Source organism: Dyella sp. Tek66A03 (genome assembly GCF_052567735.1).
On sequence record NZ_CP199584.1, the window covers coordinates 1,942,253 to 1,964,360 of the forward strand.

The following is a 22,108-nucleotide window of genomic DNA, read 5'->3' on the forward strand; positions in this document are numbered from 1 at the left end:
ACGATCGGCGACGGCTGCCTGGGCGTTCACGAGACCTCGTCAACCGCATCTGGTCCCTAGACAATCCATGCGCATCGAGCAGCAGCCGGCCTACGTACTGCATTCGCGGCCTTACCGCGAGACGTCGATGCTGCTCGAATGCCTGACCCAGGATCATGGTCGCATCGGCGTCGTAGCGCGTGGTGTGCGGCGCGAACGTGCCCGTTTGCAGCGCGCCCAACTTGAGCCATTCCAGCCGCTGGTGCTCGATTTGTTGTTGCGTGGCGAACTGGCGACCTTGCAAGGCGCGGAAAATATCGGTGTGCCATTGCGCCTGGTCGGCGATGCGGGATTGGCCGGGCTCTATCTCAACGAGCTGGTGGTTCGCCTCACCGGTCGCCAGGATCCACAGCCTGAACTGTTCGATGCCTATGCTCGAACGTTGCCGCGCCTTGCGACGACGGAGCCCCTGGCGTGGGCACTGCGCCGCTTCGAACGCGATCTGCTGGAAGCGGTGGGTTACGGCCTGCAACTGGCGGCGGACGCCGAGTCAGGCGAGCCGCTGGAGCCGGCACAACTCTATCGCTACACCGCCGAAGTGGGACCGTCCCGATGTCGGCCAGGCACCGCCCATGCCCTGCGTGGCAGCGACTTGTTGGCCCTGGCACAGGATCAGATGCCCGACACGGCGGGTTTGTCCGCCTTGCGCGTGATGATGCGCGAGGTGATCCGCTTCCATCTCGGCGGTGGTGAGCTACGCGCCTGGCACGTGCTCGCTGCGGCCATGTCGCGACGCTAGGCGGCGATACCCGCCAAGGCCTCGATCGTGGCCAGCAAGGCCTTGCTGAAGCGCGACAGCGGTGCCAGTGAGCCGGAGTGGCCCAGCTTGAGATGTCGCTGCAACAAGGTGGCCTGCGTGGCGAGCGCCGCCGCACCGCAGAAGCCGCAGGACGAGCGCAGGCGATGCAGTCGCTCGGCAAACGCCTCAGGGTCACCGCGCAGCATGTCGAGATCCTGGTAGAGGCTCACCAGTTCGACACGCAGCAGCGTGCGCATGGCGTTGACGACATCGGCGTCCCCCATGGTGGCGATGGCCTGCGCGTCGTCAAGCAGCGGCAGCGCGGCAGCGCCTGCCTGCACCAGGCCCAGAATCCGCCGCAGATCAGCCAGGTTGCAGGGTTTCAGCAGCACTTCGCTGAACTCGGCCGCCAACAGGCGCTGTCGCTCGGCCAGATCCATTTCCGCGCTGGTCGCTACCGCCGTGCAATCGCTCGAGAGCGCATCTGGATCCTGGCGCAGGGCAGCCAAAACCTGCTCGGCCCCCGCCCCCGGCATGCGGCAGTCCAGCAACAGCAGATCAAAGGTCTCGTCGTGGGCCAGGGCGATGGCGGCCAAGCCGTCGTTGCAGGCGCGGGCCTCAAGACCGAGGCTGCGCAAGGCTTCGACGAGGAACAGCCGGCTGGCTGGATCGTCGTCGGCTACCAGGGCGCGCGCGGTTTCGGGGGCCGCGGAGGCACGTAAAACGTCGCTGGGAAGCGTGTTGAGCATGACTAGTCCGTGTCGTTCAGCTGATTTTGGCAGAATGGCGCCTCATGCGCCGCACATCAAGCCACCTGCTGCTCCGTTTCGGCATCCTTCTCTGGGTCGGTCTCGTGCTGCCTGCGCGGGCGGAAATCGCCCTGGGCGCCAAGACGGTGAGCCTGCCCGGGCTCAAGCTGCAGGAGGTTCAAGCCCTGGTCGGCGAGGACGGCGAGGGCGGTCTGAAGCTCAAACTGCGTGCCGCCAAGGTCGACGTGCCGAGCATGGGCTGGCGGCGCGTCGCGGCGGATCTGCAGGGGACCTTGCAGCGTGATGCGCATATGCGCTGGTTGTTCAACGGCACCATGCAACTGGTGGGAGCGCCGGGTGCTGCCTTGAGCAATGCCAAGGTCGCCATGGTGGTGGACGAGGCGGCGAACACGCTTGAAGTGGATATCAGCCAAGCCGCCGCGCAAGCGAGCATGGCCTTGCCGCTGGATCAGCCCACGCATGCGCAGATCAGCCTCAAGGGATTGCCGGCTGCGTGGCTGCAAGGCTTGTTGAGCACCCTTTGGTCAGGGCGTGCCACGGCCGGCAAGCTTGATGCCGACATGGCGCTGGACCTGGCGAACAAGGGTGTCCAGGCGTCAGGCCAATTTGCGCTCAGCGCGGCAGGCTTCGATACGGCCAGCGGCACGCTGGCAGGGCAAGGCATCAACGGCAATGGTCGTTTGAATATCGATACCACCAGTACGCCATCGCGTATCGATCTCGATGCCAGCATGCGTGGCGGCGAACTGCTGCTCGGACCGATCTTCGCACGACTACCCGATCATCCCGTCCAGGTGAGTCTGACGGCCACGACGCACAACGGAGCGGTGGACTTCACGCGTCTGCGCGTGGCGGATGCCGATGCACTGCAGTTCGATGGCGTGTTGGCGTTCAACGCCAAGGGTGAAGTGCAGAAGCTCAAGCTCGACAAACTGCAGGCGCGTTTCCCCGCGGCTTACCAGCGTTATGGACAGGCGTGGCTCACCACCCTGGGTATGCGCGACGTCCGCATCGATGGCCAGCTTGCCGGCAGCCTCGACCTCGACGCATCGGGACTGCGTAGTTTCGCCTTCGACACGGATGGGCTGGAGCTGGCCGATAGCGAAGGGCGCTTGTCGATCAAGGGCCTGCGTGGCGGTATCGATTGGGCCGCCGACGGCGAACGTCCCGCCACCACCTTGAACTGGCAGGGCCTGCAGGTTTACCGCATGGTCAATGGCCCTGCGCAGTCGCGCTGGCAGAGCCGGGCGGGCGCCTTGAGCCTGCAGCGCGCGCTGGAAGTGCCCGTGCTCAACGGCAAGGTTCGCGTCAGTGACCTCGAATGGCGCCCCGCCGCCGCGAAGGGGCGTCGACTGGAGACATCGCTCACCTTTGCCGGTATCGACATGGCCGCTTTCTCGCGTGCGATGGGTTGGCGCGAGTTCCAGGGCACCCTGGGTGGCGCCATTCCGGGACTGCGTTGGGTCGACGACCGATTTGAGATGGAGGGCGGCCTGACGATCAATGCATTCGACGGCTTCGTCAGTGTTACACGGATGTCGCTGCAAGGGCCGTTCGGCCCCAGCCCCGTGCTGTCGGGCGATATCCAGTTACGGCAGCTGGATATGGCGCTGATGACCAGTGTGTTCGATTTCGGCAGCATCACCGGTCGCATGGACGGCTCGATCGACGAGTTGCGCCTGGTCAACTGGAATCCGGTCGCCTTCAAGGCCAACTTGCTGGCGGGAAGCGGCGGCCGCATCAGCCAGCGTGCCGTGAACAACCTCACCACGTTCGGCGGCGGCGGTGTGGCCTCCGGGCTGCAGGGTGCCGTGTTGAAGCTGTTCAAGACTTTTGGCTATAAGCGGATCGGCCTAAGCTGCGTGTTGCAGGGTTCCGTATGTCGTATGGGCGGTCTCGACAATGATGCGGATGGCTACACTATTCTGGAAGGTAGCGGCTTGCCGCACCTGCGCATCGTCGGCCACCAGACCCAGGTGGACTGGCCCACCCTGGTAAGCCGCCTGAAGGCGGCTACGGAAGGCACCCCGCCGGAGGTTCGTTGAACACCCCATCCCCGAAGGAGTCGATCATGCGCAAGCTTGTCTATGGATTGCTGACCACCTTGCTGGTGGCCCTGGTGGGGTGCGTCACCATCAACGTCTATTTTCCGGAGGCGGCCGCGCAGAAGGCGGCGGATCAGTTCATTGGCACGGTGCTGGACAGCAATGCCCCGGCGCCGGCACCGGCTTCCACGAGCCCACAGCCAGCCAAGAACGACCATCAGCCGGCGGCCATGCTGCTCGACCTGCTGATTCCGGCGGCCTATGCGGCCGATACCCCGAATATCCGTATCGAGACGGCGACCACCGAGGCCATCCACGATCGCATGCAGCAGCGCTTTCGCGAGACCCTCTCACCCTTGTTGAACAGTGGCGCGGTCGGCTTCACCAAGGACGGTCTGGTCGCCGTGCGCGATGCGGCCAAGCTGCCGCTGGACCAGCGCGCTGCGGTGAATGCCACCGTGGCGGACGAGAATCGCGACCGCAACGCGCTCTACCGCGAGGTGGCCAATGCGAACAACCATCCGGAGTGGGAGGCGCAGATTCGCGCCACCTTCGCCAAGCGTTGGATCGAGCGCGCCCGCGCGGGCTGGTATTATCAGGATGCCTCGGGCGCCTGGAAGCAGAAATAGGCTTTCGCCCCCTCAAAACCCCCTTACCCGATGACCGCGCCCGGGTCCTTTCGATCCGGGCGCGTGCGTTTCCGGAAGACGCCAGATAACGATGAAAGAATTCCAAGCCACCATCACTGACCTCAGCCACGACGGCAAGGGCGTTACCCGCATCGACGGCAAGGCCGTCTTTGTCAGCGGTGCCTTGCTCGGCGAAGACGTCCTGCTGCGCATCCGCAAACGTCATCGCCATTACGACGAGGCCGAGGTCGTCGAATTGCTGCAACGGTCCCCGCATCGGGTCGAGCCGCGCTGTCGCCATTTCGGCCAGTGCGGCGGCTGTTCGCTACAGCACCTGGATGCCGCATCGCAGATTGAAGTGAAACAGCGTGTGCTGAAGGACAATTTCGAGCGCATCGGCAAGGTAAGTCCTGCGCTGTGGCTGCCGCCGCTGACCGACGAGGCCTGGGGCTATCGCCGCAAGGGCCGCCTGTCCGTGCGTCAGGTGGCCAAGAAGGGACGCGTGCTGGTGGGTTTCCGTGAGGAGAGCAACCCGCGTTTCGTGGCCGATATCAGTCAATGCGAAGTGGTGCATCCGGCGCTAGGGCCGAAGATCGGCTTGCTGGCCGACCTGGTCGGCGGCATGGATGCGGCCACCGAGATCCCGCAGATTGAGTTCGCGGCGGGCGACGACACCGTGGCGTTGGTGTTCCGCCACATGTCTGCGCTGAGCGAGCGCGATCAGGCTGCCCTGGTTGAGTTTGGCAAGCAGCATGGTTTTGCCATCTACCTGCAGCCGGGCGGCGTCAGCAGCGTGCACCCGCTGTGGCCGGAACACCCGCGACTGGCGTTTCGCATTCCCAGTGACGATGCGGCGTTCGACGATGTAGAGCTGGAATTCCGTCCGCTCGACTTCGTGCAGGTCAATGCCGGCATGAATCGACGCATGATGGCCCGCACCATGGAACTGCTCGATCCGCAACCGAATGACCGCGTGCTCGACCTGTTCTGCGGCCTGGGCAACTTCAGCTTGCCGATCGCGCGCCGCGTCGCCGAAGTCGTAGGCGTCGAAGGCGAACACGGCCTGGTCGAGCGCGCCGCGGAAAATGCCGCGCGCAACGGCATCACGCATGCCCGTTTCGAGGTCGCCAATCTGTTCGAGGATCAGCGCCACACGCCTTGGGCAAAACAATCGTGGGACAAACTGCTGCTCGATCCGCCGCGTGCGGGTGCCGACAAGGTGCTGGAATACTTGCCGCACAAGGACACCCACCGCATCGTCTACGTTTCATGTCACCCGGGCTCGCTGGCGCGTGATGCCGGCATCCTGGTGGAAAAACACGGTTTTCGCTTGAGTGCGGCGGGCGTGATGGATATGTTCCCGCATACCGCCCACGTGGAATCGATTGCACTGTTCGAGCGCTAGTCCGACCTCGAGGACGTGGCCTGCAGCTCGCGCCAGGTTTCGCCTCCATCTCCCTCAAACTCAGACAGGTGACGCACACCATGGGCATCGAGATCGAACGCAAATTCCTCCTCAGCGACGATAGCTGGCGTGTGGCCGCTGAACGCAGCGAACGCATCGCACAGGGTTATCTCGTCGGCGCGCAGGCATTGCGCGATGGCACCGCGAGGGCTTCGGTGCGTGTGCGCCGTTCTGGCGAACAGGCCTGGCTCAATATCAAGTCGGCGCAGCTGGGCATCGAACGTGCGGAATTCGAATACCCCATGCCGCTCGCCGATGCCGAAGAGATGCTGGCGACCTTATGCGATGGTGTACTGGAAAAAATCCGCCACCACGTCACCGTCGATGGCGCACTGTTCGAGATCGACGAGTTTTTCGGTGAAAACGCCGGCCTCGTGGTGGCGGAGATCGAACTCACCTCGCCCGATGCCGCGTTTCCACAGCCGTCATGGTTGGGGCGCGAGGTCAGTCATCTGGTCCGTTACTTCAACGTCAACCTGATTGCGCATCCGTATGCCCACTGGACGCAGGATGAGCGCGACGCAGCAAGGGAGCCGACCGCATGCTGATGATCGGCCTGGCCGGCACCATGCTGGCCGACTCCGAGCACGCCTGGCTGAAGGCATCCGGCGTATCGGGCGTGGTGCTGTTCTCACGCAATTTCAGCTCGCGCGACCAGTTGCTGTCGCTGGTCGATGCGATTCGCGACGTCGGTGGTGACGACATGCTGATCGCTGTCGATCAGGAAGGTGGTCCGGTACAGCGGTTTCGCGAGGGTTTTACGCGGTTGCCACCGCTATCGGCGATAGGCGCCGTGTACGACCGCGATCCACACGATGCCGTGCGACTGGCCGAGGAGCATGCCTGGGTCATGTCCAGCGAGCTGCGCGCCAGCGGCGTGGATTTCAGCTTTGCGCCCGTGGTCGATCTGGCGCGCGGCAACGCAGCCATCGGCCCGCGCGCGTTTCATGCCAACCCGGAAGCCGCCGCCGAGCTGGCGCAGGCTTACGTGCGCGGCATGCACCTGGGCGGCATGGCGGCGGTGCTCAAGCACTTTCCGGGGCATGGTTCGGTGGCTGTCGATACGCACAAGGCCGCTGCGATCGATCCGCGACCGCTCGAGCAGATCCGCCGTGATGATCTGCTGCCCTTCATGGAGGGTATCGATGCACATGCCGAGGCGGTCATGGTGGCTCATGTCATCTATCCCGCCGTCGACGACCGCCCGGCGGGTTTCTCCAGGCGCTGGATCGAGCAGGTCCTGCGCGGCGAGCTGGGCTTCAGTGGTGCCGTGATCAGCGATGACATCAGCATGGCCGCGGCCGGCGCTGCCGGCGGCGTCGCCGCACGCGTCCATGCCCACCTCGACGCCGGTTGCGACCTGGTGCTCGCCTGTTTCCCCGATGTGGTGGAGGAAGCCATCGGCGCCGTGCAGGGTCGCGCCGCTACCGCTCCCGAGCGACTGGCCGCGTTGCGCGGTGCCGTCGCATCGACCTGGGAAGGACTTACCGATAACCCGCAGCGCGACCGTTTCATCGCGCGCATCACGGCGCTCCATCCCGTGGCAGGACAACCCCTGGAAGGGCAGGCATGAACACCCAAACACCCTCGCTCAGCGCCGCACTGGCCGATGCCGATCTACTGTTCGATCGTGACGCGCTGGAATGCGTGATCGCCGATATGGGGCGTCGCATCGACGCGGCCCTCGACGGCGAACGCGCGGTCTTTCTCACGGTCATGAATGGCGCGCTGATCTTCGCCGGTCATCTGGCGTTGGCCATCCGCACCGATCTCGAATTCGATTACGTGCACGCCACCCGCTATCGCGGCGCCACCTCGGGCAGCGAGCTGCATTGGCTGCGCGAGCCGGCCGCGGACATGCAGGGGCGGACCGTGCTGCTGGTGGACGACATCCTGGACGAAGGCCATACGCTGAAGGCCGTGCGCGACGACTGCCTGCGCCGTGGCGCTCGGCGCGTGTTGATTGTCAGCCTGTGCACCAAGGACCACGACCGCCTGGTCGAGGGCGTTAGCGCGGATTTCAATGGCGTGGAACTGCCTGACCGCTACGTCTTCGGCTTCGGCATGGACTACTACGAGCAGGGGCGCAACCTGCCGGGTATCTACGCGCTGAAATGAGCATCATCGCGCCTTAAGTAACAGGCCAACGCACCGCGGAGCGGACGCATGAACATACTCGGCATCTCCGGCAGTCTGCGGCAGGCGTCCTTCAATACGGCCCTGCTGCTTGCGGCACAGGAGCTGGCGCCTGACGGCATGAACATCGCTATCCACCGCCTGCACGACCTGCCGTTGTTCGATCAGGACGTGGAAGAGCAGGGTGACCCCGCTCCCGTAACGGCACTGAAGCAGGCCATCGACGCGGCGGATGGCTTGCTCCTGGCCTGCCCGGAATACAACGGCGGTATCACCGGCGTGCTGAAGAACGCCGTGGACTGGGCCTCGCGTATCGGCAAGGCACGCAAGATCGCTGCACTCAGCGGCAAGACGGTGTGCATCATCGGCGCCAGCCCGGGCGCGACCGGCACGGTGCGCGCCCAGGACCAGCTGCGGCTTATCCTGCGTCGTGCCGGTGCCCGTACCGAGCCCCAGGGCGACGTGCTGGTGTTCCAGGCGCATACCAAGATCATCGATGGACGGCTCGCCGACGCGCGCACGCGCGAGGCCCTGGGCCGCCATCTCCAGGGATTCGCCGTGCGGCTGGCCGCGACGGCACCATGACTCACTACCCATCCAGGAACGACTCGTGACTATCGATCTTGCCGTGATTGGCGGCAGCGGCCTGTACAACTTCCCCGGCCTGGAGAACCCCGCGCGGCATAGCGTGGAGACACCCTTCGGCGTGGCCTCGGGCGATGTGGTGATCGGCGACTTCGCCGGGCGCCGCCTGGCTTTCCTGGCGCGTCACGGCGAGAGCCATACAGTGCCACCCCATCGTGTGAACTACCGCGCGAACCTGTGGGCACTGCATGCGCTGGGCGCGCGACGGATCATTGGCGTGAACGCAGTGGGCGGTATCCGCGCCGATATGGGGCCGCGTGTCATCGTGGTGCCGGATCAGGTGATCGACTACACCCACGGTCGCTACACCAGCTTCTGTGATGTCGAGGGCGCCGAGGTCAAACACATCGACTTCAGCGAGCCCTATACCGAATCGCTGCGACGTCAGCTGCTTGGGGCCGCGGCGACGGCTGGCATCGCGGCCATCGACGGCGGTTGCTACGGCGCCACCCAGGGGCCGCGTCTGGAAACCCGGGCGGAGATCGCTCGCATGAAGCGCGATGGCTGCGATCTGGTCGGCATGACCGGCATGCCCGAAGCCGTACTGGCTCGTGAACTGGAGCTGGAGTACGCCTGCCTGGCCCTGGTGGCTAATTTTGCAGCAGGTTGTGGCGACGAGGCGGAGATCAGCATCGAGGAAATCTTCGCCCATCTGGCCGCGGCGACCGCCGAAGTGCCCCGGATCCTCGCCAATTTGGTCAAAAGCTGAGCAACAGGTTCGATTTTGATCGTGTGAATGCGGTCACCATATTGCGCTTTGCTATGAAACATGTTGATACTTCGGCCGTGCCAGGGGCGGCCGACCAAGGGGTCAAGGTGGTTCAGCGCTAGCCGTGGTGCATCCAGTCCATGATTCAGAGGTTCACGCAATGCGTTTCGGTACGGTCAAGTGGTTCAACGACGCCAAGGGTTTCGGCTTCATCGCACCCGAGGACGGTGGGGAGGACGTGTTCGTCCACTTTTCGGCGATCAACTCCAAGGGCTTTCGTAGCCTGCAGGAAGGTCAGCGCGTGAAGTTCGAAGTCACCACGGGCCCGAAGGGCGCCCAGGCTTCGGGCGTCGAGATCGCTGGTTGATTTCGGCGTTCCGGCGCGCGCGCCGGTCATCGAGGTAAATGGAAGCCCCGCGTCGTAAGACGCGGGGTTTTTTGTTTTTGTGGATAAGCAACGTCAGCGTTGCTGGAGCAAGCCATGGCAGACCGTAGAGATTTCCTCAAAGCCTCCCTGCTGGGTGCCTCGGCACTCGCACTTGCCGGCAAGGCAGGGGCGGGCACCGCTGCGGCGGCCAAGAGCGTCACGGGCGCGCGCGTCGTTTCCACCTGGGACTTCGGCGTGGCGGCCAACCAGGCGGCCTGGTCCGTACTCGCCAAGGGCGGGCAGGCGCTGGATGCGGTAGAGACCGGCGTGATGGTCCCGGAAGCTGATCTGAAGAATCACAGTGTGGGCCGCGCCGGCTATCCGGACCGGGACGGCCACGTCTCGCTCGACGCCAGCATCATGGACGCCGATGGCAGTTGCGGTGCGGTGGCCGCGCTGGAGCATATCGCGCACCCCATCCAGGTGGCGCGCCGCGTCATGGAGCGCACGCCGCACGTGCTGCTGGCGGGCGACGGTGCGCTGCAGTTCGCACTCGAGCAGGGCTTCAAGAAAGAGGACCTGCTGACGCCCGAGTCCGAGCAGGCCTGGCGGGAGTGGCTGAAGACCGCGCATTACCAGCCGTCGGTCAATAGCGAAGTGCGCGACTACGGCAAGACCGGCATGCCAGGCGGTAGCGGCAACCACGACACCATCGGCATGCTGGCCATCGATGCGCAGGGTCGCCTGGCTGGCGCCTGCACCACCAGCGGCATGGCGTGGAAGATGCGCGGTCGCGTGGGCGACAGTCCGATCATCGGTGCGGGCCTGTACGTGGATGGCGACGTTGGCGCCGCGACTTCGACCGGCGTGGGCGAGGAAGTCATCCGCAACGTCGGCAGCTTTCTCGTGGTCGAACTGATGCGGCAGGGGCGTTCGCCGCAGGATGCCTGTCGCGAAGCCGTCATGCGTATCGTGAAGCGTCGGCCGCAAGCGTCGAAGGATTTGCAGGTGGGCTTTCTGGCGATGAACCGCGCGGGTGAAGTCGGTGCCTGGGCGATCCAGCCCGGCTTCTCCTATGCGGTATGCGATGCGCAGCGGCAGGACGGCCTGCTGCCGGCGAAAAGTGTCTACTGACGTGACCGGTGTCCTGCTTGAGGTGGCCGCCAACTCGGTGGCGTCGGCGCTGGCCGCACGGGCGGGCGGCGCTGGACGCATCGAGCTGTGCACGGCGCTGGAGCTGGGTGGGCTGACGCCCTCGCACGCCCAGATCGCCTTGGTGCGGGAGCGCGTGGCGCTGCCGCTGTATGTCTTGATCCGCCCCCGCGCCGGCGACTTCCTCTACGACGATCGCGAGATCGAAACGATGCGCTGCGATATCGAGGCCTGCGCCTCGCTCGGTTGCGACGGCGTGGTGATCGGCGTGCTCGATGCCGATGGAGACGTGGACATGGCGCGTTGCCGCGCGCTCGTGACGGTCGCCGGCGGCATGGGCGTGACCTTCCATCGCGCCTTCGATATGGCACGCGATCCATCGCGCGCGTTGGAGGATGTGATCGCGCTTGGAGCCGAGCGCATCCTGACGTCGGGTAGCGCGCGCTCGGCGATGGAAGGTGCCACTCGCATCCGTGCTCTGGTGGAGCAGGCGCATGATCGCTTGATCGTCATGCCCGGTGCGGGTATCGATCCGGGCAATATCACCGCGTTGAGGCGGTTGACCGGCGCACGGGAGTTTCATGCTTCGGCGAAAAGCGAGCTTCCGTCGGCGATGCGTTTCACGAATGCCGTGCTGCCCGAAATGGCCGGTGGCGAGATCCGCAGTGATGTCGACACGGTGCTGGCGCTGGTGGCGGCCTTGGGCGGAATTTGAAGGTGTGGGGCTAGGACAATCGCGCACAGGGTGCGCTCCCACAGTCGAACGTCCCTGTGTAGGAGTGCACCCTGTGCGCGATGCTTACGCGGTGAACTGCAACCGAGCCAGCTCCGCGTAAAGGCCGCCCTCAGCCAGCAGGCTTTCGTGCGTACCCTGGGCCACGATGCGGCCGCCATCCATCACCACGATGCGATCGGCGCGCTGTACCGTGGCGAGGCGATGGGCGATCACCAGGGTAGTGCGTCCCTTCTCCAGTCGCTCCAGGGCCTGCTGGATAGCCGCCTCCGATTGGGCGTCGAGTGCCGAGGTCGCCTCGTCGAGCAGTAGCAGCGGCGCGTCGCGCAGAATGGCCCGCGCGATGGCGATGCGCTGGCGCTGGCCGCCGGACAGGCGCACGCCGCGCTCGCCGAGCTCCTCGTCGTAGCCCTTGCCCAGCGCACTGATGAACTCGTGCGCTTCGGCCGCGCGCGCCGCCTCGCGCACTTCGTCATCGCCGGCATCCTGGCGGCCGAAGCGGATATTGTCGGCGGCACTGCCACCGAAGATCACGGTCTCCTGCGGCACCAGCGCGATCGCTCCGCGCAGCGCGGGCAGCGATAGCGCGCGCAGGTCGACGCCATCGAGGCTGATGCGCCCCGTCTGCGGATCGTAGAAGCGCAGCAGCAGGGCGAACACGGTGCTCTTGCCGGCGCCCGACGGACCCACCAGGGCGACTGTTTCGCCCGGGCGGATCGTCAGATCGAAGTCATACAGCGCCGGCGCATCGGGCCGTGTCGGATAATGGAAGGCGACACGGTCGAAACGCAGCGCGCCCTGCATCGGCTTGGGCAGCGGTGTCGGCTGCTCCGGGCTGGTGATCTCGGCCTGTTCTTCGAACAGCTCGCCGATGCGTTCCATGGCCCCTGCGGCACGCAGCACGTCGCCCCACACTTCGGAAAGTCCCGCCAGCGAGCCGGCGGCAAAAATGGCATACAGCACGAACTGCCCCAGCACACCTGCGTTCAACGTCCCTGCCAGCACGTCGCGTGCGCCTGCCCACAGCACCAGCGTGATGGCGCCGAAGAACAACACGATCACCGCAGCGGTCAGCGCCGAGCGCATGCCGATGCGTTTGCGCGCCGTGGCTAGTGCGCGGGTGATGGCGCTGCCGTAACGCGTGCTTTCGATGTCTTCGCGTGCGTACGCCTTGACTGCCGGCGCGGCATTGAGCGTTTCGTTGGCCACCGCGGCGGCGTCGGCCAGGCGGTCCTGGCTGGCGCGCGAAAGCTTCTGCACGCGTCGGCCAAACACCAGGATCGGCAGCACCACGGCCGGAATCACCAGCGCGGTAAGGCCGGCCAGATGCGTGCTGGTCCATACCATCATGCCGGTCGCGCCCAGCAGCATCACGACACTGCGCAATGCCACCGAAATGCCGGAGCCGATCAAGGCCTGGATAACTTCCGTATCCGTGCCCAGGCGAGAGATCAGTTCACCCACGCGACTGCGTTCGAAAAAGCTCACATCGAGCCGGATCACGTGCGCGTAGAGTTTGGCGCGCAGCGAAGCCAGCGCGCGCTCGCCGAGCAGGCTGATGCAGTAGTAGCGGGCCGCCGTGGCAAAGGCGAGCACCAGCGCCACGCCGAACAGGCCGAGGAAGGTGGTATTGATGGCAGCGGCATTGGAGTGGCCAAAGCCCTGGTCGATCATGTGGCGTACCGCCATCGGCAGCACCAAGGTGGCCGATGACGAGATGGCCAGAAACACCAGCCAGCCGATGGCGAGTGCGCGATGTGGCCGCAGGAACGGCCACAGCTGCAGCAGGGCGCCCAGGCGGCGGGTAGGGCGTGGCGTGTCGGCGGCGTCGCTCATGGGTGCTCGCAGGTGGAGGCGGGTCGAAGGAGGGGCACCGCAATGGTGCCTGTCTCCAAAGGTGGGGCGACTGGCTGGCGATTCAATCCAGCCGCCGCGCGCTATGGCGGCCCCTGTTGATATCGGTGATGCGCGTCTGGGCCTCGCCGACGCGGCTTTCCGGTAGCTGGATGTCGAGTTCGACGCCATCGGCATCGAAGGTCTCCCGCATCACGTCGGCATCGAGTTCACGCAGGCGCGCCTTCAGCAAGGCAAGTTCGGCAAAGTCGCAACGCAGGCCGAGTCGCGCCATCGCCACGATGAGGCTGCGTTCGGCCAGGCGCAGGCATTCCGCCGCCGTGCCGCCGTAGGCGCGAACCAGGCCACCCGCGCCGAGCTTGATGCCGCCGTACCAGCGCGTCACCACGACCACGGCGCGGTCAATACCCTGGCCTTCGATGGCCTGCAGGATCGGTCGACCTGCGGTGCCGCCAGGCTCGCCATCGTCGTTGAAGCGATAGTCCTGGCCGATGCGGTAGGCCCAGCAGTTGTGTGTGGCCGCCAGGTCACTGACCTGGCGCACGAAAGCCAACGCCTGCTCGGGTGACTGCACCGGGGCGGCTTGCGCGAGAAAGCGGCTCTTCTTGATGTCCTCGCTGTGTTGGCAGGCCGTGGCAAGCGTGTACAGCGTTTCAGTCATGGTCAGGCAATTGAGCGCGCAAGTCGTCAGGCAGGTGCATGTCCGGATGCGCCTGGCGGAAGGCGGCGAGTCGCTGCAATGCTTCGTCGCGGCGATGTTGGACGAACAGCAAGCGGATCTTGTCGAGCTCTTGCGCCGGCGTGTCGTTTGGATTGGCTGCCGCAGCGTCCACGGCCGGTGGTGATGCGGGCGCCGCAGCAGCAGGCATGGGAGACGCCATCGTCTTCATGGCCATCGAACGTGCTGCGGGCTCGGAGCGGTAGCCGGCGGTCGGCGGCGCCGATGCCAGCGGCGGTGGCGCTTGCGCTAGCGCTATCTCCGGGGCAGGTGCCGGTGGCGGCGGCGTGAAGGCCTGGTCGGCCATCGCGGAGGTGGCCGCGGGTGATTTCGCCAGCGGCTTGGCGGAAGAGTGCGTCCGGCGCAGGACCCGGGGGATCTCCGCAGGCGGTGCCTCCGCGACGCTTGGCGCTGCAGACCCGGATGTCTGCGCAAGCGGGGCGTTTGTGGCCGACATGGGCAACGGCGTCTTGACCGGCGGGTTGGCGTTGATGGCGTCCGCTGCCGGTGGGGGCGCCTGCAGGCGCGGGGACTGCTCGCGCATACGCAGCCCAAGCCCGACCGCAAGTACCAGCACGGCCGCGCTGGTGAAGGCTACGGGCCAGCCTGCCAGGCGCTTGCGCGCCTGCGGACGTATCGCCTTGGCAGCGGCTTGCCGCACCGCCTGGTCGAGCGCCGGCGACGGCTCCCTGCGTGGCAGGCTGCGATAGAGCGCCTGCAGCTCGTCTTCGCCGGGCAGCGATGTGTCGTCGTGGTGATCGTGCGTATTCATTCGGCCAACTGTTCGCGCAATCGGTTCATGGCATAGCGTAGGCGCGATTTCGCCGTTTCGCGTCCGACACCGGTCACTTCGGCAATATCCTCCACACTCAGGTCATTCTCCAGGCGTAGCAGCACCACCGTGCGCTGCTCATCGGGCAAGTGTTCAATCGCACGCTGCAGCCGACGTCGACGTTCGAACTCGGACAACACATGGTCCGGTTGTTCGTGCTCGGGCGTGGCCAGGCTGGCCAGTGCGCTTTCGGCCTCCTCGCCGGTGGCTACCGGGCGTCGGCGTCGATGTTGGTCAATCAGCAGGTTGTGGGCGATCTGCAGCAGCCAGGTGGTGAACTTGGCCTGTGGCGTATAGCGCTCGCGCGCGGCAATGACGCGGCTCCAGGTTTCCTGGAACAACTCCTCCGCCAGTCGCGGGTCGCGTGCGGTGCGCAACAGGAATCGGTACAAGGTGCCCCGATGCCGCGCATATAACGCGTCAAACGCAGCCAGCTCGCCCCGTGCATAGGCCAGCATCAGCGTTGCGTCGTCATCCACGGCAGCATCCATGGGCGGCGAGGTTAAGCCAAATCGTCGGCTTGGGTAAGCATGGATCGCGGCGACGATGGGGTCGGTCATGAATAGCAGGGTCTCGCGGCGCTCCGGGCACTATCGATGAAACGTGGCAGTCGTGGTGATGGGGTTATCGACCAGGGAACTTCGGATTAGGGAATGACCGCGCCGATCACCGGGTTGCTGAAATCCTCTGGCGCCCGCTTTTGGGTCAGGCGGAACACGCCCTCATGGACCAGGCGTGGCAATACGACATCCAGCAGGGTGGTCTGGTGAGGGCCGATGGCGTCGAACAGATCCTGGCTCGCCGCGCTGCGGGCCAGTGCATGGTGCACCAGCTCGCTCAAGTCGGCGGGTTGCAGCATGGCGCCATAGGGGCGATGGGCATCGGTGGCGGGGCGTAGCGTTCTTCGACTGCTCGCTGGATCGGCCACGCGCTGGTCGCCCGCGAGCAGGGTGTGATTGAGGAACAGGGAGATCACGTTGGCGCTGCGGCGGTTCGCCTGGCGGTCGAGCATGAAGCCTTGCGGCATCCAGTCCGGATTCGCTGGCGCGCCCGCCGTGAGCAGGAACCGGCTGCCGATCAAGGCCTCGCCGCTCTCGTCGGTGAGGCGGACGATCAGCAGGCTGCGCGGGTCATGGATGTGCACACGCGCAGGGAAGGGGCCGACTTTTTCCCGTTCGATCTTGTCGGCGTCGCGTTCGGCATTCTCCTGCTCGAAGGCATCGCACAGCTGCGCGTAGCGCCCGGCATCCGTCACGCGCAGGCAGCGCAGCAGGGTATCGACGGTGACGTGGGGGGCCGCGGCCATGATCCCTTGTGCCGTGCCCGAATGGGATGCGCCCGCGATCAACTTGAACGCCGTGCGCGGTGCCTTGGTCAAGTGCAGGGACAGCGTATCGTAGGCAGCGCTCGTGCCCCGTGCGAGCACGGCATGATGCGCATTGAGGTTGGCGGCGGCGATGCGCACCACGCCATCCGAGCCGTCCTCGCCGGTATAGCTGTTGGCATGGTCGTACAAGCCGCGATCCGGACGATCACCGGTCAGCACAAACAGAAATTGCTCATACCCGGCCGGGTCCTCGCCATGGATGTGATCGAGATTGAGCGACCATGACTCGGCGCTGCCCAGCTCCAGCCAGTCGAGCACGCGCTGGCCCGGTTCGATACCGTCCCACCACGCTTTCAGTCTGCCAAGGACACCCTTGCCCAGCTGTGCCAGGGCGGAACCGAAGTTCGCGGGCGCCAGCATCATCAGGTGGGTAAGCCGGATGGTGCTGTGGACGCCGGGGCGTTCGCGCTGCGCGCGCAACCATTCGCGCACCACCGGGCCGCCGGCCGAGTGGGTAATGCAGGCAAAGCTGGCACTCACCAGGTGCAGGTCGCGCAACGCGTGGTCGAACGCGCGCACCAGGTCCGGCATGGTGACGGCATCGTCGAAACTCACGTATTCGGAGAGCCAGATGTCGGCGATGTCGAGCGCGATGCCGTGGGCGGCAGCTTGTTGTTGCAGGCGTTGGGGCAGGGCGCCGTAGGTCGAGGTATGGGTGACACTCCAGCCGTGCACGAAGACGAGGGTGGTCATGACCGTAATCCATGGTTTGTTCGTGTCTCGCCATCCGGTTGGCACGGTGTCGGGCGGCCGGCCATGGCCATGGGCGCCTGCTATCACATCGCGTAACGCTCAGGTCCTAAGATGCCACGACCTTCCACGGTCTGGGTGACCTCATGATTTTTGTGCTCTTCCTCATGCTGTTGGTGACCCTGTTGCTGTATCGCCTGCGCTGGCGTCGGCTCGGACACGTACTGAGCTGGCTCACCGTGTTGCTGTTCCTGGGCATTGGGTGCGGGCCCGTGCCGCGCTTTCTGACGCGCAGCCTGCAGGGGGCCTACTACGTCGACCCCGTGATCGAGTGGGCGCCACGCAATGTCATCGTGCTGCTTAGCGGCGGTACGGTACACCCGGGCGACGAGCCGTTGCAGCCGCAGTACGACGCGAACGGGCGCATCCTGCGTGCGGTTCAGCTGTATAACGCCTGCAAACGCGCCGGCCAGGCTTGTCGCCTGCTGGTGACCGGCGGCGATGCGCAGACGCATGGCGAGCCCGAATCGGTGGTGTATGCGCGTGCACTGCGCCGGCTCGGCGTGCCCGAGGCCGACCTCACGCTGGAGACGCGCAGCATGTCGACCTGGCAAAACGCACAGTTCAGCCGACCTTTGCTGGCGTCCTATGCTCCGCAGCATGTGGTGCTGGTGACCTCGGGCATCCATTTGCAGCGCAGCCTGCTGTACTTCGCTCATTTCGGTATCACGCCACAGCCGGTGGCGGGTGACTGGGTACGGGCCAATAGCCTGTTTGTCCCGGTGGCCTGGAACTTCACCCTGGCCGATCTGACCCTGCATGAGTACCTGGGCATCCTGCGTTACCGCGTCTACAACATGCTTGGCTGGAACGCACCGAAGGCGCCCCCGCTGGCGCCGTGACCGGCACGGCAGGCAACCCGCACAGCTGTTCATTTTCCAGCCAGCTATCGAGCCTACTTCCGCGTAACCTTGCGCGGTCTTTCTGCCATTCCGGCTGCCGATGCTCACCGATAAAACGCCCGAACTGCACTCGCGTGCGGCGCTTCCGCTTGCCCCGTCGATGGACGCCACGCTGGCCGCGGCGCATATGCCGCGGCAATTCCGCCCGTTGGGGCGGCGGGTGCTGTGGATAGCCGGTCTGGCGATGATCCTGGGTGCCGTGGTGGCGCTGGTGGCACGCGCGCTTACCGCCTTGATCGGCCTGGTGACCAATCTCGCCTTTCACGGGCGCTGGAGTACCGACTTCAGCAGCCCGGCGGGCAACCATCTCGGCTTGTGGGTCATCGCCGTGCCGGTGCTCGGCGGCCTGGTCGTGGGGGCGATGGCGCGCTGGGGTTCGCGAGCCATCCGCGGGCATGGCATTCCCGAGGCGATGGAGCAGGTGCTGCTCAACGAGAGCCGCATTCCGGCGCGAATGACCTGGCTCAAGCCAGTGTCGTCGGCAATCGCCATTGGTACCGGCGGGCCGTTCGGCGCGGAGGGTCCCATCATCGCCACGGGTGGCGCGCTGGGCTCGCTGCTTGGCCAGTTCCTGCACGTGACGGCGGACGAGCGCAAGACCTTGTTAGCGGCGGGTGCGGCTGCCGGTATGGCGGCAGTGTTTTCCGCGCCGATTTCATCGGTGTTGCTGACCATTGAACTGCTGCTGTTCGAGCGCCGTGCGCGTTCGTTGATCCCGGTGGCCTTGGCTGCGGTCATCGGCACGGGCGTGCGCTATGTGCTGGAAGGCAATGCGCCGATGTTTCCGATGCCGGAAATCGCCACGCCGACGCTTACCGCCGTGTTCGCCTATATGGTGATGGGACTGCTGACGGGTGTCGCCAGTGTAGGCATCACGCGCCTGACTTATGCGATCGAGGACGGCTTCGAAAAGCTGCCGATCCACTGGATGTGGTGGCCGGCCATTGGTGGCGTGGTCGTGGGTGTGGTGGGTTACGTGATGCCGGCCACCCTGGGTGTGGGCTACAGCAATATCGCCGCTGTGGTGGCAGGGCAGATCGGGCTGAGCAGCATGCTCGCCCTGTGTTTGTTGAAGCTGCTGTCGTGGTCGGTTGCGCTGGGCAGCGGCACCTCGGGCGGCACGTTGGCGCCGTTGTTCACCATTGGTGGTGCGCTGGGAGGTGTCTTGGGTATCGCCTGCGTCATGTGGCTGCCGTGGTTGCAGGTGGATCCGCGCGTGGCGGCCCTCGTCTGCATGGCGGCGATCTTCGCCGGTGCGTCACGCGCCTTTCTTACCTCGGTGGTGTTTGCCTTCGAGACGACCCAGCAACCGCACGGCCTGCTGCCCTTGCTGGGTGCATGCGCCATGGCTTATCTGGTCTCCGGCCTGATGATGCGCAACACCATCATGACCGAGAAGATCGCGCGCCGCGGCGTGCGTGTTCCCGCCGAATACAGCGCCGACTATCTGGAGCGAATCAGCGTGGGCGAAGCTTGCAGCCGCAAGGTGATCAGCCTGCGTGCATCGCAGCGTCTGGCCGCCGTGCGTGGATGGCTCGAGGCGGAAAGTGCCGTGGCCCGGCACCAGGGTTTTCCGGTGCTCGGCGATGAGGGGCAACTGCTGGGCGTGGTGACGCGGCGCGACCTGCTCGCTGCTGGTCTCGCGGACGACGTGACGGTGGGTAGCTTGGTTCGGCGGCCGCCGCTGGTGGTGCGGGAAGACCATAGCTTGCGCGATGCCGCCGACCATATGGTCGAGGCGGATGTGGGCCGCCTGGTCGTGGTGGGAGGTGAGGGAGGCAAGCAGGTGGTGGGCATCATTACCCGTGGCGATCTGCTAGCCGCACACGCGCGTCGATTGCGCGAGGCGCATCAGGCCAGTCGATACCGCGGCTACAAGGGCGCGTTGTAGCCGCGCCCTTGTAGCCTGCTGTCTCAGGCGCTCTGCTTGAGCGAGGCGATGTCGATGACGAAGCGGTACTTCACGTCGCTCTTCAAGATGCGCTCATAGGCATGATTGATATCCTTGATATCGATCATCTCGATTTCGCTGACGATGCCGTGTTCGGCGCAGAAATCGAGCATTTCCTGCGTCTCGGCGATGCCGCCGATGGCCGAGCCCGAGATCGAGCGACGGCCCAGCACCACCATGCCAGCCTGCACCGGCGGCTCGATCGCTTCGAGCAGGCCCACCAGGCACAGCACGCCATTGAGCGCGAGCGTGTTGAGGTAGGGATTGAGGTCGTGCTGCGATGGCACCGTGTCCAGGATGAAATCGAACCGGCGCGTCACCGCCGCCATCTGGGCCGGGTCGGTCGACAGCACGACGTGGTCGGCACCGAGCTTGCGGGCTTCGCCTTCCTTGCCGGGTGAGCGGGTAAACAAGGTCACCTCGGCGCCCAACGCCTTGGCGAACTTCAGGCCCATGTGGCCCAGTCCGCCGAGGCCGACCACGGCCACCTTGCTGCCCTTGCCGATCTTCCAGTGGCGCAACGGCGACCAGGTGGTGATGCCGGCACACAGCAAGGGCGCGGCGGCCCGCGGGTCGAGCTTGTCGGAGATACTGACCACGAACTTGTCCGCCACCACGATGCGCTCGGAATAACCACCGTAGGTGGGCAGGCCGTCGTGGCGATCCGTTCCGTTATAGGTCCAGGTGGGGCCTTCCTCGCAATATGGCTCCAGTCCGGCCGCGCACGCCGCGCAGTGCTGGCAGGAATCGACGATGCAGCCGACGCCGACCATGTCGCCGACCTTGAACTTACCGACCTTGTCGCCGACGGCGCTGACACGGCCGACGATCTCGTGGCCGGGCACCATCGGGTAAACGCTGCCATGCCATTCGTTGCGGGCCTGGTGAATATCCGTGTGGCACACGCCGCAATAGAGGATGTCGATCACCACGTCGTCGGGACGCGGGTCGCGGCGCTGGAAGTGGTGGGAGGCCAGTGGCGTGGTCGCCGACTGGGCGGCGTAACCGAGGATGGAGAGGGCCATGCATAACTCCTGGGAGGGCGGGGACGGCTAAGCACGGCAGTATGCGAGCCGCGGCCCGGCCACGGGTAGCCGGATCCTGCGAGATCCTTGCCTGATCCTACGGCGCTGCCTGGCGTACCCTCGCCACGGGACAGAGGAACAGGCAATCTAGCCCGATCCGGATTTCCAGCAAGGTCAATGAATAACAAGCTTTCTTCCAACGCCATGGATTCGCGCCTGGAGCAGGGGCGCGAGGAATTGACAGCAGTCGTTGAACGATTGACGCCGGGCGAGGGCGTGCATGCCACGCGCTGGCCGGCCTTGAGCCTGTTCCGCGCCGACTCGCCCGGCGTGCCGACCTGTGCCATGTACGGGCCGGGCCTGGGCCTGGCCCTGCAGGGTGCCAAGCAGATCCTGCTGGGGCAGCAGGTGTTCGTGCATGAGCCGGCTTCGTACCTGGTCACCTCGGTCGATGTGCCGGTGTCATCGCAGGTGCTGCGTGCGAGCGCGGAGGAGCCATGCCTGTGCCTGACGTTTCAGCTGGACCTGCAACGTATTCGCGGATTGCTGCCTGAGGTGAAGGCACTCCGTGCCGCGCCCGCGTCGTCACGCGGCCTGGCCTTCAGTCCCCTCGATGGGGGCCTGCTCGAGCCGCTGCTGCGACTGGCACGCCTGCTTGATGCACCGGACGACCTGGCCGTGCTGGGACCGCTGATCGAGCATGAGCTGCTTTATCGCCTGCTGGCCGGCGAGCAAGGCGCGCATCTCGCGCAGATCGCCACGTCAGGGAGTCAGGGGGACCAGGTATCGCGCGCCATCGAATGGCTGCGACGGCACTACGACGAGCCGCTGCGCATTGAAGACCTGGCGGGACGCGTGAACATGAGCGCATCGTCGCTGCATCATCACTTTCGCGCGATCACGGCGATGAGTCCGCTGCAATACCAGAAGCAATTGCGCTTGCACGAAGCACGCCGCCTATTGCTGGCCGACCAGTGCGACGTCGCCACGGCGGCGCATCGCGTGGGTTACGAGAGCCCATCGCAATTCAGTCGCGAATACAGCCGTCATTTCGGTGCGCCGCCGCTGCGCGACGTGGCGCGACTGCGCGTGGCCGATGCAGATGCAGTGGCTTGAGCCGATGGCGAACAGGAAAATCGGCGGGCGGTTCCGATCTCTTGCTGCGCACCCCTGCCTTACGGCACTGGTGAGATCCCCCCGGCTTGCCGCATCAATAACGGTTCGCACATGGCGCGTATCCGGCCGCTTTCATCGATAGCG

At 65.5% G+C, this 22,108-nt stretch carries 22 protein-coding genes; 15 read left to right on the plus strand and 7 right to left on the minus strand.

Going from position 1 to position 22,108, the window contains the following annotated elements:
- Nucleotides 1-67: 67 nt before the first annotated feature.
- Entirely contained in the window at nucleotides 68-778 is a 711-nt protein-coding gene (gene recO, locus ACT01B_RS08640; RefSeq protein WP_445146943.1) for a DNA repair protein RecO, read from the plus strand.
- On the opposite strand, the gene ACT01B_RS08645 is transcribed toward recO, so the two are convergent.
- Nucleotides 775-1,527: a response regulator gene (locus ACT01B_RS08645; RefSeq protein ID WP_445146944.1), complete on the minus strand. Its 753-nt coding sequence runs from the start codon at nucleotides 1,525-1,527 to the stop codon at nucleotides 775-777. The two genes, recO and ACT01B_RS08645, sit on opposite strands and share 4 nt — an antisense overlap.
- A 44-nt stretch (nucleotides 1,528-1,571) precedes the next feature.
- On the opposite strand from ACT01B_RS08645, the gene ACT01B_RS08650 reads away from it, so the two are divergent.
- From ACT01B_RS08650 to ACT01B_RS08700, 11 genes are all read left to right on the plus strand, one after another.
- A complete protein-coding gene (locus tag ACT01B_RS08650; protein WP_445146945.1) occupies nucleotides 1,572-3,593 on the plus strand; it encodes a hypothetical protein in 2,022 nt (673 codons plus the stop codon).
- A 26-nt stretch (nucleotides 3,594-3,619) separates the two neighbouring features.
- On the plus strand, nucleotides 3,620-4,222 hold the full coding sequence (locus tag ACT01B_RS08655; RefSeq protein ID WP_445146946.1) for a YdbL family protein: 603 nt from the start codon (nucleotides 3,620-3,622) through the stop codon (nucleotides 4,220-4,222).
- Between the two features lie 91 nt (nucleotides 4,223-4,313).
- Nucleotides 4,314-5,627 (plus strand): 23S rRNA (uracil(1939)-C(5))-methyltransferase RlmD, encoded by a 1,314-nt coding sequence (gene rlmD, locus ACT01B_RS08660; RefSeq protein ID WP_445146947.1) that lies wholly within the window; start codon nucleotides 4,314-4,316, stop codon nucleotides 5,625-5,627.
- Between the two features lie 80 nt (nucleotides 5,628-5,707).
- The gene (locus ACT01B_RS08665; RefSeq protein ID WP_445146948.1) at nucleotides 5,708-6,235 is read left to right on the plus strand and encodes a CYTH domain-containing protein; all 528 of its coding nucleotides are present in this window, start codon (nucleotides 5,708-5,710) and stop codon (nucleotides 6,233-6,235) included.
- The gene (gene nagZ, locus ACT01B_RS08670; protein ID WP_445146949.1) at nucleotides 6,229-7,260 is read left to right on the plus strand and encodes a beta-N-acetylhexosaminidase; all 1,032 of its coding nucleotides are present in this window, start codon (nucleotides 6,229-6,231) and stop codon (nucleotides 7,258-7,260) included. Before ACT01B_RS08665 ends, nagZ begins: the two co-directional genes overlap by 7 nt.
- On the plus strand, nucleotides 7,257-7,805 hold the full coding sequence (locus tag ACT01B_RS08675) for a hypoxanthine-guanine phosphoribosyltransferase (protein WP_445146950.1): 549 nt from the start codon (nucleotides 7,257-7,259) through the stop codon (nucleotides 7,803-7,805). Before nagZ ends, ACT01B_RS08675 begins: the two co-directional genes overlap by 4 nt.
- Nucleotides 7,806-7,853: 48 nt before the next feature.
- Nucleotides 7,854-8,408, plus strand: coding sequence for an NADPH-dependent FMN reductase (locus tag ACT01B_RS08680; protein WP_445146951.1), 555 nt, complete (start codon nucleotides 7,854-7,856; stop codon nucleotides 8,406-8,408).
- 25 nt (nucleotides 8,409-8,433) lie between these two features.
- Nucleotides 8,434-9,177 (plus strand): S-methyl-5'-thioinosine phosphorylase, encoded by a 744-nt coding sequence (locus tag ACT01B_RS08685; protein WP_445146952.1) that lies wholly within the window; start codon nucleotides 8,434-8,436, stop codon nucleotides 9,175-9,177.
- Nucleotides 9,178-9,337: 160 nt separating this feature from the next.
- The gene (locus ACT01B_RS08690) at nucleotides 9,338-9,544 is read left to right on the plus strand and encodes a cold-shock protein (RefSeq protein ID WP_026633225.1); all 207 of its coding nucleotides are present in this window, start codon (nucleotides 9,338-9,340) and stop codon (nucleotides 9,542-9,544) included.
- Nucleotides 9,545-9,658: 114 nt separating this feature from the next.
- Nucleotides 9,659-10,678 (plus strand): N(4)-(beta-N-acetylglucosaminyl)-L-asparaginase, encoded by a 1,020-nt coding sequence (locus tag ACT01B_RS08695; RefSeq protein WP_445146953.1) that lies wholly within the window; start codon nucleotides 9,659-9,661, stop codon nucleotides 10,676-10,678.
- 1 nt (nucleotide 10,679) lies between these two features.
- Nucleotides 10,680-11,411 (plus strand): copper homeostasis protein CutC, encoded by a 732-nt coding sequence (locus ACT01B_RS08700; protein ID WP_445146954.1) that lies wholly within the window; start codon nucleotides 10,680-10,682, stop codon nucleotides 11,409-11,411.
- A gap of 84 nt (nucleotides 11,412-11,495) precedes the next feature.
- Here the strand turns inward: ACT01B_RS08700 and ACT01B_RS08705 are convergent, their stop codons facing one another.
- The 5 genes from ACT01B_RS08705 to ACT01B_RS08725 all read right to left on the minus strand — a co-directional run bounded on the left by ACT01B_RS08705 (nucleotide 11,496) and on the right by ACT01B_RS08725 (nucleotide 16,913).
- The gene (locus ACT01B_RS08705) at nucleotides 11,496-13,265 is read right to left on the minus strand and encodes an ABC transporter transmembrane domain-containing protein (RefSeq protein ID WP_445146955.1); all 1,770 of its coding nucleotides are present in this window, start codon (nucleotides 13,263-13,265) and stop codon (nucleotides 11,496-11,498) included.
- Nucleotides 13,266-13,347: 82 nt separating this feature from the next.
- Nucleotides 13,348-13,944 carry an IMPACT family protein gene (locus ACT01B_RS08710; protein ID WP_445146956.1) on the minus strand — a complete coding sequence of 199 codons (597 nt, stop codon included), beginning with the start codon at nucleotides 13,942-13,944 and terminating at the stop codon, nucleotides 13,348-13,350.
- Nucleotides 13,937-14,773: a hypothetical protein gene (locus tag ACT01B_RS08715; protein ID WP_445146957.1), complete on the minus strand. Its 837-nt coding sequence runs from the start codon at nucleotides 14,771-14,773 to the stop codon at nucleotides 13,937-13,939. Before ACT01B_RS08715 ends, ACT01B_RS08710 begins: the two co-directional genes overlap by 8 nt.
- The gene (locus ACT01B_RS08720) at nucleotides 14,770-15,324 is read right to left on the minus strand and encodes an RNA polymerase sigma factor (RefSeq protein WP_445147455.1); all 555 of its coding nucleotides are present in this window, start codon (nucleotides 15,322-15,324) and stop codon (nucleotides 14,770-14,772) included. Before ACT01B_RS08720 ends, ACT01B_RS08715 begins: the two co-directional genes overlap by 4 nt.
- 155 nt (nucleotides 15,325-15,479) lie before the next feature.
- Nucleotides 15,480-16,913, minus strand: coding sequence for a phospholipase (locus ACT01B_RS08725; protein ID WP_445146958.1), 1,434 nt, complete (start codon nucleotides 16,911-16,913; stop codon nucleotides 15,480-15,482).
- Between the two features lie 143 nt (nucleotides 16,914-17,056).
- On the opposite strand from ACT01B_RS08725, the gene ACT01B_RS08730 reads away from it, so the two are divergent.
- Nucleotides 17,057-17,812 (plus strand): YdcF family protein, encoded by a 756-nt coding sequence (locus ACT01B_RS08730; RefSeq protein ID WP_445146959.1) that lies wholly within the window; start codon nucleotides 17,057-17,059, stop codon nucleotides 17,810-17,812.
- Nucleotides 17,813-17,999: 187 nt separating this feature from the next.
- Nucleotides 18,000-19,763 carry a chloride channel protein gene (locus tag ACT01B_RS08735; RefSeq protein WP_445147456.1) on the plus strand — a complete coding sequence of 588 codons (1,764 nt, stop codon included), beginning with the start codon at nucleotides 18,000-18,002 and terminating at the stop codon, nucleotides 19,761-19,763.
- A 23-nt stretch (nucleotides 19,764-19,786) separates the two neighbouring features.
- Here ACT01B_RS08735 and ACT01B_RS08740 read toward each other — a convergent pair whose 3' ends face one another.
- Nucleotides 19,787-20,848, minus strand: coding sequence for an NAD(P)-dependent alcohol dehydrogenase (locus ACT01B_RS08740; protein WP_445146960.1), 1,062 nt, complete (start codon nucleotides 20,846-20,848; stop codon nucleotides 19,787-19,789).
- A gap of 177 nt (nucleotides 20,849-21,025) precedes the next feature.
- On the opposite strand from ACT01B_RS08740, the gene ACT01B_RS08745 reads away from it, so the two are divergent.
- Nucleotides 21,026-21,964 carry an AraC family transcriptional regulator N-terminal domain-containing protein gene (locus ACT01B_RS08745; RefSeq protein ID WP_445146961.1) on the plus strand — a complete coding sequence of 313 codons (939 nt, stop codon included), beginning with the start codon at nucleotides 21,026-21,028 and terminating at the stop codon, nucleotides 21,962-21,964.
- The last annotated feature ends 144 nt before the right edge of the window (nucleotides 21,965-22,108 follow it).

Bases quoted from the DNA above. Each gene is read 5' to 3' on its own strand.
- recO (WP_445146943.1), top strand. From the start codon at position 68: ATGCGCATCGAGCAGCAGCCGGCCTACGTACTGCATTCGCGGCCTTAC.
- ACT01B_RS08680 (WP_445146951.1), top strand. From the start codon at position 7,854: ATGAACATACTCGGCATCTCCGGCAGTCTGCGGCAGGCGTCCTTCAAT.
- ACT01B_RS08720 (WP_445147455.1), bottom strand. From the start codon at position 15,324: ATGGATGCTGCCGTGGATGACGACGCAACGCTGATGCTGGCCTATGCA.
- ACT01B_RS08675 (WP_445146950.1), top strand. From the start codon at position 7,257: ATGAACACCCAAACACCCTCGCTCAGCGCCGCACTGGCCGATGCCGAT.
- nagZ (WP_445146949.1), top strand. From the start codon at position 6,229: ATGCTGATGATCGGCCTGGCCGGCACCATGCTGGCCGACTCCGAGCAC.
- ACT01B_RS08745 (WP_445146961.1), top strand. From the start codon at position 21,026: ATGAATAACAAGCTTTCTTCCAACGCCATGGATTCGCGCCTGGAGCAG.
- ACT01B_RS08690 (WP_026633225.1), top strand. From the start codon at position 9,338: ATGCGTTTCGGTACGGTCAAGTGGTTCAACGACGCCAAGGGTTTCGGC.
- ACT01B_RS08705 (WP_445146955.1), bottom strand. From the start codon at position 13,265: ATGAGCGACGCCGCCGACACGCCACGCCCTACCCGCCGCCTGGGCGCC.
- rlmD (WP_445146947.1), top strand. From the start codon at position 4,314: ATGAAAGAATTCCAAGCCACCATCACTGACCTCAGCCACGACGGCAAG.
- ACT01B_RS08655 (WP_445146946.1), top strand. From the start codon at position 3,620: ATGCGCAAGCTTGTCTATGGATTGCTGACCACCTTGCTGGTGGCCCTG.
- ACT01B_RS08665 (WP_445146948.1), top strand. From the start codon at position 5,708: ATGGGCATCGAGATCGAACGCAAATTCCTCCTCAGCGACGATAGCTGG.
- ACT01B_RS08710 (WP_445146956.1), bottom strand. From the start codon at position 13,944: ATGACTGAAACGCTGTACACGCTTGCCACGGCCTGCCAACACAGCGAG.
- ACT01B_RS08715 (WP_445146957.1), bottom strand. From the start codon at position 14,773: ATGAATACGCACGATCACCACGACGACACATCGCTGCCCGGCGAAGAC.
- ACT01B_RS08725 (WP_445146958.1), bottom strand. From the start codon at position 16,913: ATGACCACCCTCGTCTTCGTGCACGGCTGGAGTGTCACCCATACCTCG.
- ACT01B_RS08645 (WP_445146944.1), bottom strand. From the start codon at position 1,527: ATGCTCAACACGCTTCCCAGCGACGTTTTACGTGCCTCCGCGGCCCCC.
- ACT01B_RS08735 (WP_445147456.1), top strand. From the start codon at position 18,000: ATGCCGCGGCAATTCCGCCCGTTGGGGCGGCGGGTGCTGTGGATAGCC.
- ACT01B_RS08730 (WP_445146959.1), top strand. From the start codon at position 17,057: ATGATTTTTGTGCTCTTCCTCATGCTGTTGGTGACCCTGTTGCTGTAT.
- ACT01B_RS08650 (WP_445146945.1), top strand. From the start codon at position 1,572: ATGCGCCGCACATCAAGCCACCTGCTGCTCCGTTTCGGCATCCTTCTC.
- ACT01B_RS08740 (WP_445146960.1), bottom strand. From the start codon at position 20,848: ATGGCCCTCTCCATCCTCGGTTACGCCGCCCAGTCGGCGACCACGCCA.
- ACT01B_RS08695 (WP_445146953.1), top strand. From the start codon at position 9,659: ATGGCAGACCGTAGAGATTTCCTCAAAGCCTCCCTGCTGGGTGCCTCG.